The 14,303-nt window shown below is 42.8% G+C and carries 14 protein-coding genes and 1 riboswitch; of the genes, 8 read left to right on the plus strand and 6 right to left on the minus strand.

Going from position 1 to position 14,303, the window contains the following annotated elements; translation table 11 throughout:
• Positions 1-131: 131 nt before the first annotated feature.
• Positions 132-467 carry a helix-turn-helix domain-containing protein gene (locus DXD12_RS15670; protein WP_243105376.1) on the plus strand — a complete coding sequence of 112 codons (336 nt, stop codon included), beginning with the start codon at positions 132-134 and terminating at the stop codon, positions 465-467.
• Positions 401-676, plus strand: coding sequence for a cupin domain-containing protein (locus tag DXD12_RS09035; protein WP_243027704.1), 276 nt, complete (start codon positions 401-403; stop codon positions 674-676). The genes DXD12_RS15670 and DXD12_RS09035 overlap by 67 nt, the downstream gene beginning before the upstream one ends.
• Here the strand turns inward: DXD12_RS09035 and DXD12_RS15340 are convergent.
• A complete protein-coding gene (locus DXD12_RS15340; protein WP_182432175.1) occupies positions 648-812 on the minus strand; it encodes a hypothetical protein in 165 nt (54 codons plus the stop codon). The two genes, DXD12_RS09035 and DXD12_RS15340, sit on opposite strands and share 29 nt — an antisense overlap.
• A gap of 115 nt (positions 813-927) precedes the next feature.
• Here DXD12_RS15340 and DXD12_RS09045 point away from each other — a divergent pair, with 115 nt between their 5' ends.
• The 5 genes from DXD12_RS09045 to DXD12_RS09065 all read left to right on the plus strand — a co-directional run bounded on the left by DXD12_RS09045 (position 928) and on the right by DXD12_RS09065 (position 3,511).
• Entirely contained in the window at positions 928-1,707 is a 780-nt protein-coding gene (locus DXD12_RS09045) for a DUF134 domain-containing protein (protein ID WP_118638134.1), read from the plus strand.
• 86 nt (positions 1,708-1,793) lie between these two features.
• Positions 1,794-2,033, plus strand: coding sequence for a helix-turn-helix domain-containing protein (locus DXD12_RS09050; protein WP_242995740.1), 240 nt, complete (start codon positions 1,794-1,796; stop codon positions 2,031-2,033).
• A gap of 72 nt (positions 2,034-2,105) precedes the next feature.
• The gene (gene rbr, locus DXD12_RS09055; protein WP_118638136.1) at positions 2,106-2,648 is read left to right on the plus strand and encodes a rubrerythrin; all 543 of its coding nucleotides are present in this window, start codon (positions 2,106-2,108) and stop codon (positions 2,646-2,648) included.
• A 21-nt stretch (positions 2,649-2,669) separates the two neighbouring features.
• A complete protein-coding gene (locus tag DXD12_RS09060) occupies positions 2,670-3,044 on the plus strand; it encodes a desulfoferrodoxin family protein (protein ID WP_118638138.1) in 375 nt (124 codons plus the stop codon).
• A 131-nt stretch (positions 3,045-3,175) separates the two neighbouring features.
• On the plus strand, positions 3,176-3,511 hold the full coding sequence (locus DXD12_RS09065) for an ABC transporter ATP-binding protein (protein ID WP_147354020.1): 336 nt from the start codon (positions 3,176-3,178) through the stop codon (positions 3,509-3,511).
• 50 nt (positions 3,512-3,561) lie between these two features.
• On the opposite strand, the gene DXD12_RS09070 is transcribed toward DXD12_RS09065, so the two are convergent.
• The 5 genes from DXD12_RS09070 to DXD12_RS09090 all read right to left on the minus strand — a co-directional run bounded on the left by DXD12_RS09070 (position 3,562) and on the right by DXD12_RS09090 (position 11,643).
• Positions 3,562-3,915: an Hpt domain-containing protein gene (locus DXD12_RS09070; protein ID WP_107001123.1), complete on the minus strand. Its 354-nt coding sequence runs from the start codon at positions 3,913-3,915 to the stop codon at positions 3,562-3,564.
• Positions 3,916-3,966: 51 nt separating this feature from the next.
• Positions 3,967-6,795, minus strand: coding sequence for a transporter substrate-binding domain-containing protein (locus DXD12_RS09075; protein WP_118638140.1), 2,829 nt, complete (start codon positions 6,793-6,795; stop codon positions 3,967-3,969).
• 69 nt (positions 6,796-6,864) lie between these two features.
• On the minus strand, positions 6,865-9,153 hold the full coding sequence (locus DXD12_RS09080) for an ATP-binding protein (protein WP_243105368.1): 2,289 nt from the start codon (positions 9,151-9,153) through the stop codon (positions 6,865-6,867).
• Positions 9,154-9,155: 2 nt separating this feature from the next.
• Complete coding sequence (locus DXD12_RS09085) at positions 9,156-11,000, minus strand: ABC transporter substrate-binding protein (protein ID WP_118555857.1); 1,845 nt, start codon at positions 10,998-11,000, stop codon at positions 9,156-9,158.
• A gap of 100 nt (positions 11,001-11,100) precedes the next feature.
• A riboswitch (cyclic di-GMP riboswitch) is annotated at positions 11,101-11,176 on the minus strand.
• A gap of 134 nt (positions 11,177-11,310) precedes the next feature.
• A complete protein-coding gene (locus tag DXD12_RS09090; protein WP_182457054.1) occupies positions 11,311-11,643 on the minus strand; it encodes a helix-turn-helix transcriptional regulator in 333 nt (110 codons plus the stop codon).
• Positions 11,644-12,228: 585 nt separating this feature from the next.
• Here DXD12_RS09090 and DXD12_RS09095 point away from each other — a divergent pair.
• Complete coding sequence (locus DXD12_RS09095; RefSeq protein WP_118638146.1) at positions 12,229-14,151, plus strand: ATP-binding protein; 1,923 nt, start codon at positions 12,229-12,231, stop codon at positions 14,149-14,151.
• Positions 14,152-14,303: the final 152 nt, after the last annotated feature.

Raw genomic sequence — 14,303 nt, forward strand, 5'->3', positions numbered from 1 at the left:
CCCCTGCCTTTCTTCAACTTTCAAACCATTTCTTTTTTACGTTACCCCGATATCTAGTTTTTGATACTATCTAATAATGATTTGATAGTAAAACTTTTTTGAAGAAAAGTCAAGAGCATCGCTTCTCTCTCATCATCTTCTGTCACTTCCCGTTTGCCTTTGGTCAGGACAAGTGGACGGTGCTGATCCTGCGTGACCTGCTGCCGGGAACGAAGCGGTTCAGGGAGCTGAAAAAGTCCGTAGGCAATGTGTCTCAGAAGGTTTTGACCGCCCAGCTCCGGGCGATGGAGGAAAACGGGCTTCTCCACCGTGAGGTCTACGCCGAATTAGCAAATATTTTTGCTGGGCGGCAGCTCTACTTTCTACCAAAAATGGCATCGAATGGCACTGGCATACTGAATTGGAGTTTATTTATATTGAATCCGGAACTGTTACTTTGTGGATTGGAGAAGACCAATTTCATTTAACCGAAGGAAATGGCATATTCATTAATACAAAGGTACTCCATCGCCTTTATTCTCCCTCAAAAGCCCTCATTCCCAATTTTGTATTTATGCCTTCTTTTATTGCCCCTTGCGACAGCCTGATTTATCAGAAATATATTCTGCCGATCATTTCTTACCCATTGCCATTTCTCATATTTCATATTAACCCCAACGGAATACCGGAAACATAAAAGCCGCTGATTGGGACGGCGCTGCATTTCCGGCTGCCATCCGCGGGATTCTGGTCAATGCCTTGCCGAAACTCATGCATCCGACACACAGCTTGGAGATTTGAATATCCTCTGCACCAAAAATGTCGATTTCCATACTTATATTTGAGATTCTGATAAGCATTACAGCGGCTTTTAAAAAATCTGTATTGATTTTTCTGAGCGAGGTGTTATAATCGGTATATACCGAAAATAAAAGGAGGAACGCGTCCATGCCAAGACCGCCACGGTGCCGTCGGATTTGTGGCGCACCACAAGTTGATACCTTCTGCCCCAATGGGTGCGAGAATACCAAGCCGATCCTGCTGACGCTGGACGAATACGAGGTCATTCGGCTGGTTGACTTGGAGCAGAAAACCCACGAGCAATGTGCCGTACAAATGGATATTTCCCGCTCTACTGTGCAGGAAATTTACGAAAGCGCACGGCGCAAGATTGCAGCGTGCCTTGTCCACGGGAAACCGCTGCACATCACCGGAGGAAACTACCGCATCTGCGGAGGACAGGAGGCAGCCCACTGCGGCCGTTGCTGCCGGATGCAGAGAGCCAATACAGAAAAATCCAACAAAAAAAGCAAAGGAGATTTCATTATGAAAATTGCAGTTACCTATGAAAAAGGTCAAATTTTTCAGCATTTCGGCCACACCGAACAGTTCAAGCTTTATGAAGCTGTGGACGGCAAAATCACTCATGTGGAAGTTGTTGATACCAACGGCAGCGGTCACGGCGCACTGGCAGGCTTTCTGATGCAGAACGGCGTGGACGCTTTGATTTGCGGAGGCATCGGCGGCGGTGCTCAGGCAGCACTCGCCGAAGCGGGGATCAAGCTTTACGGCGGTGTCAGCGGGGACGCTGACGCAGCGGTGAGCGCATTGCTCAGCGGAAATCTGGGCTATGACCCCAATGTTCATTGTGATCACCATGACCATGAGCACGGCGAAAAAGGTCACACCTGCGGGAACCACGGCTGCGGCAAGCATAGCTGCCATTGATATGGAACGAACACTGACACAGCTTCCGTTCTGGTCATCCTTGACCGAACACGAAATGGAAACGCTTTTCTGATGTGATGTGGGCGATGCAGCAGATCATGTTCAAGGGATTGGATCGGCGGCTGGCAGAGTTTCTCCTTGCCGAAGCAGAGCGTACTGACTCCGACACGATACGCATGACCCATGAGCAGATCGCCCAGCACATCAGCTCGGCGCGGGAGGCGGTGGCGCGGATGCTCAAAAGCTTCTCGGAGGACGGGCTCGTGGAACTAAGACGAGGTGCGATCACGCTGCGGGATAAGAACAGACTAAATCGTTTGAAATAGATGTGACTTTGTCACAGAATGAAATCATAATTCTAATATAATGAAAGCAGAAAACCGAAAGGAGAATCGATCATGAAAGAAACGAAATACGCAGGTACTCAAACCGAAAAAAACCTGATGGCTGCCTTTGCCGGTGAGTCCGAGGCACGCAACAAGTACACCTATTTTGCATCCAAGGCCAAGAAGGAAGGCTATGAGCAGATCGCGGCGTTGTTCCTTAAAACCGCTGACAACGAAAAGGAACATGCTAAGCTGTGGTTCAAAGAACTGAACGGCATTGGCGATACCTCTGAAAATCTTCTCTCTGCCGCTGAGGGCGAGAACTACGAGTGGACGGATATGTACGACGGCTTTGCCAAAACCGCCGATGAAGAAGGCTTTCATGAACTGGCGCAGCGGTTCCGTCTGGTCGCCGCCATTGAAAAGCACCACGAGGAGCGCTACCGCGCCCTGCTGCACAATCTGGAGATGGCAGAGGTCTTTGCTAGGAGCGAAGTCAAGGTGTGGGAGTGCCGCAACTGCGGTCATATCGTGATCGGTGAGAAGGCGCCCGAGATCTGCCCTGCCTGCAACCATCCCCAGAGCTACTTTGAAATTCACGCGGAGAATTATTAAAGAAAGAAAAGGAGAATCATCATGGAGCAGAAGTTTTACATTTGCAAGCATTGCGGCAACATCATTGCCAAAGTTAAGGACGCAGGTGTCCCTGTCATCTGCTGCGGCGAGCCGATGAGCGAGATCGTTCCCGGCACCACCGACGCCGCCGTGGAGAAGCATGTTCCCGTCTGGACGGTGGAAAACGGCATCGTCCATGTCAAGGTCGGCTCCGTGGAGCATCCTATGCTGCCGGAGCACTACATCGAGTGGGTATCTCTCCAGACCAAGCAGGGCAATCAGCGCAAGGAACTGCATCCCGGCGAAAATCCGGAGGTCTGCTTCGCTCTCTGCGAGGGCGATGAAATCGAAGCGGTCTACGCTTATTGCAACCTCCATAGTCTGTGGAAAGCGTGATTCATCTTTCAAAAATCTGTTTCCATTTCTCAACCCCTATCGCGGCAAGTGTGTATTCATCCTACTTGTCACGCTGGCGAATGCGGCAGGCGCTTTGCTGATCCCTACCATCACCGCCGACAAGATCAACATTGTCGTGGAGGGCAGACACATGGATTGCGATCCTCGGCGGTGGGATGCTTATAAAAGGCAGCCTGACCCCCGGCACGTTCCAGGCCTTTTTCCAGTACATGAACATGTCCAGCGAACCGATCACAGAGCTTTCCTATATGACAAACTCTCTGCAATCGGCGCTGGCCTCCATGGAGCGGGTATATGAGCTGCTGGATGAGCCGGAGATGGAAGCAGAGCCGGAAGCACCGAAGCGAATCGGCCATGCGCTGGGAGCGGTGGAGTTTTCCCACGTTCGCTTTGGCCAATTATTGGTGAATCGACATTTTGTTTCCTTTATCCACTCATTTTTATGATGTTCCAAGCACTTGATTCAAGGCAGAAAGTCATGTCGCATCACTTAATACTACAGCCCTTTCTTTATTTCTTCAATTGTCATCTCATATACTTCTGTTACTTTTTCCATTGCTTCCGGTATCCCCGGCTGCTCTCCGGTTCTATCTCTCAAAAGTTCTGTCAACTCATGACTAACCTCATACAGACGGTCAAAGGAAAGATTCTGACACACCCCTTTCAGTGTGTGTGCACCGCGGAAAGCATCTTCATAATTTTTATTTTCCAATGCCTGTTTTAACTGTATATAACTCTGATCTTCAAGGAACTTTAATGCAAATCTCCGAATCAGTGCTTCGCTGTGAAGGCGTCCCAAGACAGCTTCATAGTTTCCTCCTATAGCTTCGTAACACTCTTGCATTGTCATATTTTAGTCCTCCTGTCAATTGTATTCCACTAATTCATGAACCTCTGCTAATCAATTATATACATACCTTAAAATCGTTTTTATAACTTCATCAATCACAATCGGCTTTGACAAATGTGCGTTCATTCCTGCATCCAGTGATGCCTGAACATCTTCTGCAAATGAATTAGCTGTCATTGCTATAATAGGAATGTTTTTTCCATCCGTTCTGTCATTCATTGCCCTGATTGCTTTTGCTGCTTCATAACCATTCATTTCAGGCATCATGATATCCATCAGGATTACATCAAATGTGCCTTCCGGATGATTTCTGAAAATCTCAACAGCATTCTTTCCATCCACAACTCTTTCTACATTCATCCCGAACTCTTCCAACTGCACGGCAGCAATCTCTGCATTCAGTTCATTATCCTCTGCAAGAAGGACATTCACACCTGTAAGATTCACCTTTTCAGAAATACCTGTGTCTGACTTACTACATTCCTTATCTGTAATTTCCAAAGGAATATCCACAGTAAATGTGGTTCCCTCATGCTTTTTACTCTGCACGGAAATGGTTCCACCCATCATATCTACATACTTCTTTACGATAGCCATCCCCAGTCCAACTCCATGGTACTGCGTTCTCACATCGGAATCTTCCTGTGCAAATTCCTCAAAAACTTCTTTTGTAAATTCCTCACTCATGCCAATACCAGTATCCGAAATGCGGTAACGCATATTTATATATCCATCCCCGCCCTTTTCCAGACACCGGGCTTCAAATGTAATCGTCCCTCCATCCGGAGTGTATTTTACGGCATTGCTCAGAATATTGACCAGCACATCACGCAGGCGTGCAGGATCCGCAAGTACATTTGGAATCTTTGCTTCTTCACGCTGAATCTTAAAGTTGATATCCCTGTTCGTAAGAAAGCCTTTTGTAATATCCAATGCAGAATCTGTAATGTTTTTCACATCCGCCGGTACCGGATTGTATTTCACTTTTCCACTTTCGATGCGGGTCAGATCTAATAAATCATTGAGCAGCGACAGTAAATGCTCTGAGCTTTCGTCAATCTTTTCCAGACAATTTTTCACCTCGTCTGACGGATTGTTTTTCATTGCAATACCGGTAAATCCTATGATTGCATTCATCGGTGTCCTCATATCATGGGACATATGTGACAGAAATGCTGTTTTTGCCTTGGTTGCAGCCTGTGCCTGCTCTGCCAATTCCGCCATTTCCTCAGCTTTCTCCTGAGCCGTCTTCTGAGCTTTTTTTCTTGCACTGAGACGCACCATTATCACAGCCATAGTAGTCAGCAGCCCTCCAAAAATAAGAAGAGCCAAAACAGTAACAACAGGATGCAGACGGATCCAGTCAACAAATGTCAGCTCTGTTGCTTTGTATGTGGTATACTGTGCTGCAAGATCTTCAACAAGATTTTGGGGCATGGCATACATTGCTTTCGTCAGAATACCAGCCAGCGCATGGTTCTCAGTTGATGAAATTACCATGCGGTAGGTGAATGTAGGCTGTTCCAGCAGAGTATATGTCATGGTGCCCGTAGTGTCACTGTTCACAAACGCCTGTGCCATGTAATAATAGACGAAGGCAGCATCTGCTTTACCCTCACGGACAGCTTCCATCATTTCCTGTCGGGTACTGCACATCAGTTTTTCTGCACCGGGTGCCATTGCATCTTCAATTGAATTTGATGCTGTCTGGTCAACAGTAGCAACAACATTAATTTTTCCATCAAAGTCACGCCGTGTCACCCTTGCCAGCTGCATCGTAATGAAAGGTGCAGTAATCCCCCATTTTTTCGTCTCAGCATAGTTATCTGTTTCCAGGCGTGCATCGATGCTCATATCTGTGGTTTCCGTATTTTTCTGATAAGCAATATACTCATCTCTGGTAGCAGGTGTAAGAAACTCATAGGAAATCCCGGCATAGTCTGCAATTTTCCGGAAGTAATCCGGGATAATACCCTTCATCTCACCATTTTCATTATAAGAATATGGATAACGGGTCGGATCACACAGAACATGAAGCGGGTTGTCCTTGGAATACTGTGAAATAATACTTTTTTCTTTCTCCGTATATTCCAGATTCTTAGTTTCTATGCTTTCATAATTTTTATTGTAAAGCGTCGTTTTCCAGTCACCCTCAACCGCATTCATCTGATCGATCGCATAATTGATCTCATTCAGCAATTCTGTATTGCCCTTTTTAACAATGACATAGAAATCGCTGCTGCCAAATTTCTCCACGATTCGCTCATTGTTTGTTTTTCTCAGAGAACTGGTAACAATCGCATCAACTTTTTCGCTCTGAAGGGCTTCATCCATTTCTGTGGTCGTATCAAAATAAGATGGAACATATGTAAATCCTTTGTTGTCTGCAAAATCCGCAAACTCTTCATTCCGGGTGTTTCCGTTCAAAAGCGCCACACGCATACCGTTGTAAGTGCTGTAATTGCCGTCCACAATCGTGCTGTTGTCACTGCGGACGGTCAGCATCCCATAATTGGTTCCGATTGGACGTGAAAAATCAAACTTTTCTTCTCTGTCCGGTGTTTTGCGGGCAGATGTTACCATGTCAATCTCGCCATCTTCAAGCATCTGCTGCATATCATCCCAGCTCTTATCATATCCGACATATTCGTAATCTACATCCCAATAACGGGCCATCAGCCGAAGAAAATCATAGCCATACCCGCTGCGGTTGCCTTCTTCATCCATCACATGATAACCATCCATGGCAAAGAAACCGACTTTGACAGTTTCATGCTGCGAACTGTCCTCGGCTGCATATGCGGTCTGGGGAGAAAATATCATACACACGCATACAAAAGCCAGTAACACTGCCACATATTTCTTTGCTCTCGAAATCATATTAAATCTCCTTGTCAACCTCCTGGTTTAATAAAATTGCACTGCCGCATCAAATCCATTTGTTACTGTTCAGTGACCTGCGGTTCGGTACCCCCCCCCACCAGATTTTATGCTTCTGATCGTCTTTTCCAGCACCTTCATCTCAACCGGTTTTGAAATATGTGCATTCATACCGGCTGCCAGAGAATGCTGAACGTCCTCCGAGAATGCATTGGCAGACATTGCAATGATTGGAATTTTCTTTGCTACTTCATGGGAGCTTCTGCGGATTGCCTTCGTTGCATCATAACCATTCATAACAGGCATCTGCACATCCATCAGAATCATGTCATAATCACCTGGAGCAGACTGTTCAAATGCTTCCAAAATCTCTTCGCCATTTTCACAAATGGTACATTCCGCACCTTCAATCTTTAACAGTTCTATCAGGATCTCCGCGTTCAACTCATTATCCTCTGCACACAGGAATTTCATTCCCTGCAGAATATTTCCATCCTGCTCATCTGTTTCTTCTTGTGCCGCCAGAGCAACCGTTCTATCCTCTGCAATTTTCAGATCCAAGAGAACCTCAAAACAGCTTCCCTGTCCCAATTCACTCTCCACATCAATGGTACCTCCCATTGCCTCAACCAGATTCTTAGTAATCGCCATTCCAAGTCCGGTTCCCTGTATTTTATTCGTAAGGGAACTTTCCGCACGGGTAAACGCATCAAAAATTGTATCCTTGAAATCTGCCGACATTCCCATACCATTATCGCTAACTAAGAAACGGTACTTTGCATAGACAGATGACTTTGTCTCACATTCTTCTACAAAGAACTGAATTTCCCCACCTTCCTGGGTATACTTCACTGCATTGGAAAGCAGGTTGCTGAAAATCTGCATCAGGTGAACCTGATCCGCATTCACCCACTCATGCTGAATATTTTCTTTTATGATTGTAAGGGTCTGCTGCTTTTCATATATTTGAGAATGAAACATAGTGTCAAGTTCCTGTACAAAATCCAGAATAGAAAAGTCAGAATACCTGAAAACCGTTTTTCCTGCCTCAATCTTACTCATATCCAAAACATCATTAATAATTCCTAACAGATGCTGTGATGAAATGTCTATTTTATCTGCATACTCTATAACCTTTGCTTTATTACCTGCATCATGTCTGATCAAAGATGTGATACCAATGATTGCATTCATAGGTGTACGAATATCATGTGACATATTAGACAGGAAATCCGTTTTCGCCTTATTTGCATTTTCAGCTGTCTGCAAAGCCTCTGTTGCAACGTTCTTTGCCTTTTTCAGTTTTTGATTGACTACTTCCATTTCCTTCATTGTTTGTAAATGAAGTTCATTATTTCTTTTTTCATATTCTGCTTTTTGATCTGCAAGACTAAGTCTGGAAATACTGTAGAATAATCCGGCAAAAAGTAAAAATATATAACCTGCCATGAGTATTGTTGCAAACAACACCGTTTTCTGGTAATCCCTCAGCACATTGTCAACAACTCCCCTTTCCACAATACATACCAAAATGGTGTTGTTGCTTTCTATCGGGCAATACCCCAGATAATAGGGGTTCTGTTTTCCCAAAAGTGCAACTCCGGATTCTCTGTTATTAAACTTCTTTTTGAACAAATCAGCCTCTTCTTCTGTAATAGCCTGTTCTCCTTTTAAATGTTTTAACAGAGAATAATTACGCAGGTATTTATCACCACTCTGGTTCGTATACGTAATATTTCCGTCATTATCCAGAATGAACAAATATGCTTTCCCGTCATAACCTTTCAGTTTTAACATGGAATCCAGTTTCGAATGATCATACACGCTTCCAATTGCCGTATAAGTTTCCCCATTGATAGTATATTCCTGACATGGAATCGCAACCAGATAACCGTCTTTTTTCTTCTGATCATAATCAACACGCACCAGTTTTCCAATATTGTATCCATTCTTTAAGTCCAGCAAAAATTTACTTGGCATATCAATCCGCATTTTTGTTCCACCTGCTGATATTGCCTGACCATTTTCCCGAAGGAATATAAGTGTACTTTCCGATTCTTTTTCCCATGCTTCAAAGAAACTTTTGTTCATATCCGTTTCAAGAGACAGCTCCCTCTCATGAAGTAAAAATTCCTTAACCAACTGCAGCTGGCTGTAGTACCCACTCACTTGAAGATCATAGGTCTGCTGCATCTGCTCAACAACAGCTCCCATACTGCTTTTTCCATTTTCACTGATATACTTGCTAGACTTACTTATAAGATACTTTATACAAACTACGCTTAAAAGAATAATAAGTAGTATAAGCAACAGCCTTGTTATTTTTTTTCTTTTATTTACCGTTTGTTCTATCTCCACTTTTACTGTTCAACCTCTATATAATCTTCCGGTGCTGACGGCTGCTGTCCTTTTGACATTGCTTCGATCCATGCACTTGATAATGTTGTATCTTTAAGCTGCTCAATCTCACATTTCGGATTTATTTTTTTCAAAACAGACATTGTGGTGTCTGTAAGAAGAATCGAGTATTCCTTTTCTTTGTCTATTTTCTTATCATTAACTGTCAAGTCCTTTAATGAAAATCCACTTTCCGCTTGATTGACGATCATTTTCATACCGGATGCAATTGGTAATTCGTATTTATTGGTTACATAAAAATTCTCATCCGCATCGGCGAAATAATTTTCCACGAGTTCACAAACCTGTTTACCACTAATTTTTGTAAAATATAATGCTGTATCTGAACTCTTTGCTGTCATCATGCCAACCCGGCTATTGGTGCATTCTCCTTTATACATAGAAGAAGTGAAATAATAATATGGTGCCAGAGCCAGCTGTGCATCATTTTCTTCTCTGATCGTAGTTAAAATGGAAGATGCTGAATCACGGCCATTTCTATCGTTCAGTGAAATGGAATATTCATTTTCAAAATTCACCGTTGCTTTTTCTTCCGGAACTTTACGATTCATTACACTGCGCAAAGTATCATAAGCCTGTGTTTCATCCATTTCCCCTGACAGTAATCCGTGAACAGCCTCAAGACTTGCATCAAATGATTTTTGAGCGGAATATCGGATATAAACAGCATTATTTTTAATTTCCTCTTCCAGTCCAGGTACATCCTGCATCATGGTTGGAACATCTGTATTCAATGAAATAACACCGCTTCCATCCGCAATCAGCTTTTGCCCCTCTTCTGAAATCATACAATCCAGCACATCCAGTGCAGTATCCAGTTTCTCCCGGTCTTTTTCCAGGTTTTTGTTAAATGCAATGTTTAATGACGGAGTCATATACACATAGGATTCATCCGATGTCTGTGAAAAGTAAGGAATACGGATCAGCTCCGCATCCATCTGTTTCTGCAGCTGCTGCATAACCGTCGGATGTCCATGAAACATTGCTGATTTTCCCTCGACAAACATCTGGGTTCCTGTATTGATGTCAATATTGATATCTTCTTTGCCAAAATGCGAGTCCTTAAGAAACTGACTGGTTTCTGAAAAAATACGTTTCCATAATGTATCATCAAACTTTACTTCATCCGCTGCAGTCTCTGCACCGTTTCGCCATTCAATACCATCCAGGCTTGTAAACTCACCGATTGCCGCTGCCTGGATGATTTCATTATTAGACCAGTCTTCCCCAAGATCCATGGAATACGGTTTTATGCCATTATCATAAAACTGCTGACAGGCCTGTACATATTCCTCATAATTTTCTGGAATCTTTATGCCATACTGATCAAACAGTGTTTTGTTGGCAATGATCGTCTGCGGAATACCACAGATTGGCAGCCACTGGATTTCATCCTCCTCATTCTTATAATATTGCACCGCATAGGAATAATACTTAGAAACAACATCATAAGAAGCAAAATCCATAAGATAAGGCTGTAAGTCCTGTGCATCTGTTCCAGAAAATCGACGTACTGTTATGATATCCGGTAATTCATCATGTTCTTTAAAATAACTGTATAAATCGGTATCATTGTTACCAATAATAAATTCGATATCCTGATCAGGAAACTGTTCATGGATATAGGGTGCAATATTTTTCATCAAACGATTTTCCCACAGATAAACGGTAAGATGATCATCATTTTTAGATACTTCTTTCTTTGACTGTCCACATCCAGACAAGACAGCAGCTGCTACAAGTACACCTGACACCACCGCTATCAGACAACGTTTTGCCTTTTTCATACTTTCATTTTCCTCATTCTTTCCTATATAAAGTCATTATTGTTACGTCTATGAAATAACACCACAAAAAAGCACTGTCAGACAGACAGTGCACCTCATTTTATGCAACTGGCTGCCATTTTACAGGCCCTGTAGTTTTGCGTCCCAGACTTTCATCTGGTTTGCCGATTTCCTTATTATAGCTTTTAAACTTATGCAAAAAACTGGTTTTATTATACTATAGCGCTCTACTGTACACAAGAAAAACATTACCGTTTTAACGCCTGAAAACAAAAAAAGAACAGCCGATATATATACTCGAACTGTTCTTCTACTTCCGAAGTCCACGAAGCATTGACATTACTGTTTCCTGCTCATTTGCATTCAGATTGTTCCATATCCCTAGAACTTCTTTCTGTTTTTCTGTCAGATTCTCTGAATTACCTTCCTGAAAAAACTGCGATAATGTCACGCCCAAAGCTGCACATATTTTTTCAAGTGTGATCAGCGACGGCAGGTTTTCCTGCGCCATGATCCTTCCCAGTGACGACTGGGAAATTCCCGACAGCTGCGATAATCTGTATTTACTGATATCACGCGTTTCACATAAAGATGTTATTTTATCCGCAATATACTTCTCTACCTGCAAGTAACTATACCTCATTTCCGCTATTACATGTTCTTATTGTACCTGTAATAATGAAAAAATATTAGTAATCAACTTTGCAAGTATTTATCCCCATCATGGGAAGTATACAGATAAAAAAATATAAAGATACTTTCGTTTCCGCAAAAGTCATTTTCGCTTATATCATTTTTATAATAACACAGACAGTTATGTTTGTCACATAAAAGTTTGAAACCCCAAACAAAAAAATAAGCCTTCTCATACCGCAAAGCCGCATATCCACGGATAAATCCCCATCCCAGAGGGATCACCCTTCTGATGAATATAAAGGCTATTCGCAGATGGCTACACAATCTGACATGGATGCCTTTTAACAGAAAGTTCACAGCTCATATAATGACATTATATTGACGTGACACGAGTATGTGAGTATACTGTAAGCCATGTGGAGGTTGTGCGTATGTCAGCAACAAATCTGAACATCCGAACGGATAAGGAAACAATTAAAGGATAAATCTGAAAAGCGAATCAGCTGATGGAAAAATGCACGCTCTGCAGATGCGGTATTTACATCAGCCCCTTCCACATATTTCTATGAAATAAAAAGTGGAGTCAAATTGAATGAAAACACAAGCAGACAAGAAGTCAGTCAAAGACATCCAAGAGTTAAAGCAGAGATTTACCAAGTTTTCCATAGGTTTATTTGCAATTTTGACGCTTTCAATCACATTGTTGGCATCAGCATATACATATATTCTGCAAAAATCGTATACAGATATCGCCCTTGAAACGGAACTCAAACGTGATATGGAAAATGCAGATGCAATTCATAAATTGGTAAATAAAAAAATCGGAAGAGAAGAATTTGCCACGCTCCGCCATCAATCTGATGAAAATACAGAAATGTATCACAAGGTTTCCTCGTTTCTAAATGAAATTCGAACGCTGAATTCAACCAGATATTTATACACCGCCACCCGAAATGAAGAAAACAGGCTGATCTATGTGGTGGACGGTCTGGATCCCAACGCAGGAGATGTCAGACATCCGGGAGACTATATTGAGGATGAAATGATTCCGTATATTAACAAGGCTCTTTCAGGAGAAACGGTGTATTCGCAGAACATTGTTGATACGACATGGGGTCCTATTTTCACAGCCTGTTATCCTATAACGGGCGATTCGGATGAAATAGTTGGTGCTTTATGCATTGAAATGGATATGCAGTCTGTGAATGGGCTTGTAGAGCGAACAAGAAGAGCATCCGTTTATGTTGGAACTATGGCAGGATGTGTGCTGTTTTTGCTTTGTGCTGTCTGCTTTATCGGCTACAAAAGAAAAAGAGAAGATGAAATTGAACAGACGATTTTGTTGCGCGAGGCTGCGGAAAAAGCAGAGACCGCAAACAGAGCAAAATCATCCTTCTTACTTAATATGTCACATGATATTCGATCACCTATGAATGCTATTATCGGATTTACGGACATTGCACTGAACCAGACAAATGTATCTGAAATTCACGATAGTCTGCAAAAGGTAAAAATAAGTTCAGAGCATCTGCTGTTGTTATTGAATAATGTACTGGATCTTAGCCGTATCGAGAACGGAAAGGTAAGCTTCTCACCTGAGCCGGAGAATTTGCCTGTCCTAATAGATAATGTGATTGCTATCGTGGATGGACTCCTACTGAATCGGGATTTAACATTTGAGATACATCGCAACATCCCCAAAGAACTTTATGTTCTGACGGATGCAACAAAAATTCGTGAGATATTGACGAATCTTCTGAGCAATTCGGTCAAGTTTACAAAAGATGGCGGAACGATTACTTTTGAAATTAGTATCAAACCGGGCATAGACGAACGGCATATTGTAAGCAGTTATGCGGTAAAAGACAATGGCATTGGTATGAGTGAAGAATTTCAGAAAAGGCTGTTTGAACCCTTTTCACAGGAGGATAACGGCGCACGAACACATTATGCCGGAACGGGGCTTGGAATGGCAATTTCCAAGCAATATGTAGAACTGATGGGCGGTACAATTACGGTTCACAGCAAGAAAGAGTGTGGTTCGTCTTTTACAGTAGAAATTCCTATGGAACTTGCAGACCCAAAACAGTTACCTGAGCTGAATCCGATACAGGATGTCAGCCTTAATGGAGTAAAGGTTCTTCTCGCAGAAGATAATGAGCTGAATGCAGAATTGGCAATCACGCTGCTCGAAGAAGCAGGTATGCATGTAACTCGTGCAGTAGACGGACAGGACGCAGTTGCTTGTTTTGCCAACAATCCAGCAGACACATATGATGTGATTCTAATGGATGTCCTGATGCCTAAAATGAATGGGCATCAGGCGGCAAGGGCAATTCGTGCAATGAGCAAGGATCGCCCAGACGCTGCGAAAATTCCAATCATCGCACAATCTGCAAATGCTTTCAAGGAAGATGTACAGGCATCCTTGGATTCTGGAATGAACGGACACATTTCAAAGCCATTCAATATAGATGCAGTGACCACTGCAATAAAACAAAATATAAAGAGATAGAAGATTGAGCAACAATCCGCTAACTATCAGAGCATCGTTCAAGGTTTATTTGGACGGTGCTTTTTCTATACCCATTTTGCAGAGAGGTGGTGCGCTATTTCATAAAGCAGCAGCCCGCACACCTGGAAGCTTTCGACGAAGCCCTGGTAAAG

Origin of the sequence: Clostridium sp. TF11-13AC (assembly GCF_003481065.1) — a bacterium.
GTDB classification, from domain to species: Bacteria; Bacillota; Clostridia; order Lachnospirales; family Lachnospiraceae; genus Otoolea; species Otoolea fessa.

Bases quoted from the DNA above. Each gene is read 5' to 3' on its own strand.
- DXD12_RS15340 (WP_182432175.1), bottom strand. From the start codon at position 812: ATGGAAATCGACATTTTTGGTGCAGAGGATATTCAAATCTCCAAGCTG.
- DXD12_RS09045 (WP_118638134.1), top strand. From the start codon at position 928: ATGCCAAGACCGCCACGGTGCCGTCGGATTTGTGGCGCACCACAAGTT.
- DXD12_RS09050 (WP_242995740.1), top strand. From the start codon at position 1,794: ATGCAGCAGATCATGTTCAAGGGATTGGATCGGCGGCTGGCAGAGTTT.
- rbr (WP_118638136.1), top strand. From the start codon at position 2,106: ATGAAAGAAACGAAATACGCAGGTACTCAAACCGAAAAAAACCTGATG.
- DXD12_RS09060 (WP_118638138.1), top strand. From the start codon at position 2,670: ATGGAGCAGAAGTTTTACATTTGCAAGCATTGCGGCAACATCATTGCC.
- DXD12_RS09070 (WP_107001123.1), bottom strand. From the start codon at position 3,915: ATGACAATGCAAGAGTGTTACGAAGCTATAGGAGGAAACTATGAAGCT.
- DXD12_RS09075 (WP_118638140.1), bottom strand. From the start codon at position 6,795: ATGATTTCGAGAGCAAAGAAATATGTGGCAGTGTTACTGGCTTTTGTA.
- DXD12_RS09085 (WP_118555857.1), bottom strand. From the start codon at position 11,000: ATGAAAAAGGCAAAACGTTGTCTGATAGCGGTGGTGTCAGGTGTACTT.
- DXD12_RS09090 (WP_182457054.1), bottom strand. From the start codon at position 11,643: ATGAGGTATAGTTACTTGCAGGTAGAGAAGTATATTGCGGATAAAATA.
- DXD12_RS09095 (WP_118638146.1), top strand. From the start codon at position 12,229: ATGAAAACACAAGCAGACAAGAAGTCAGTCAAAGACATCCAAGAGTTA.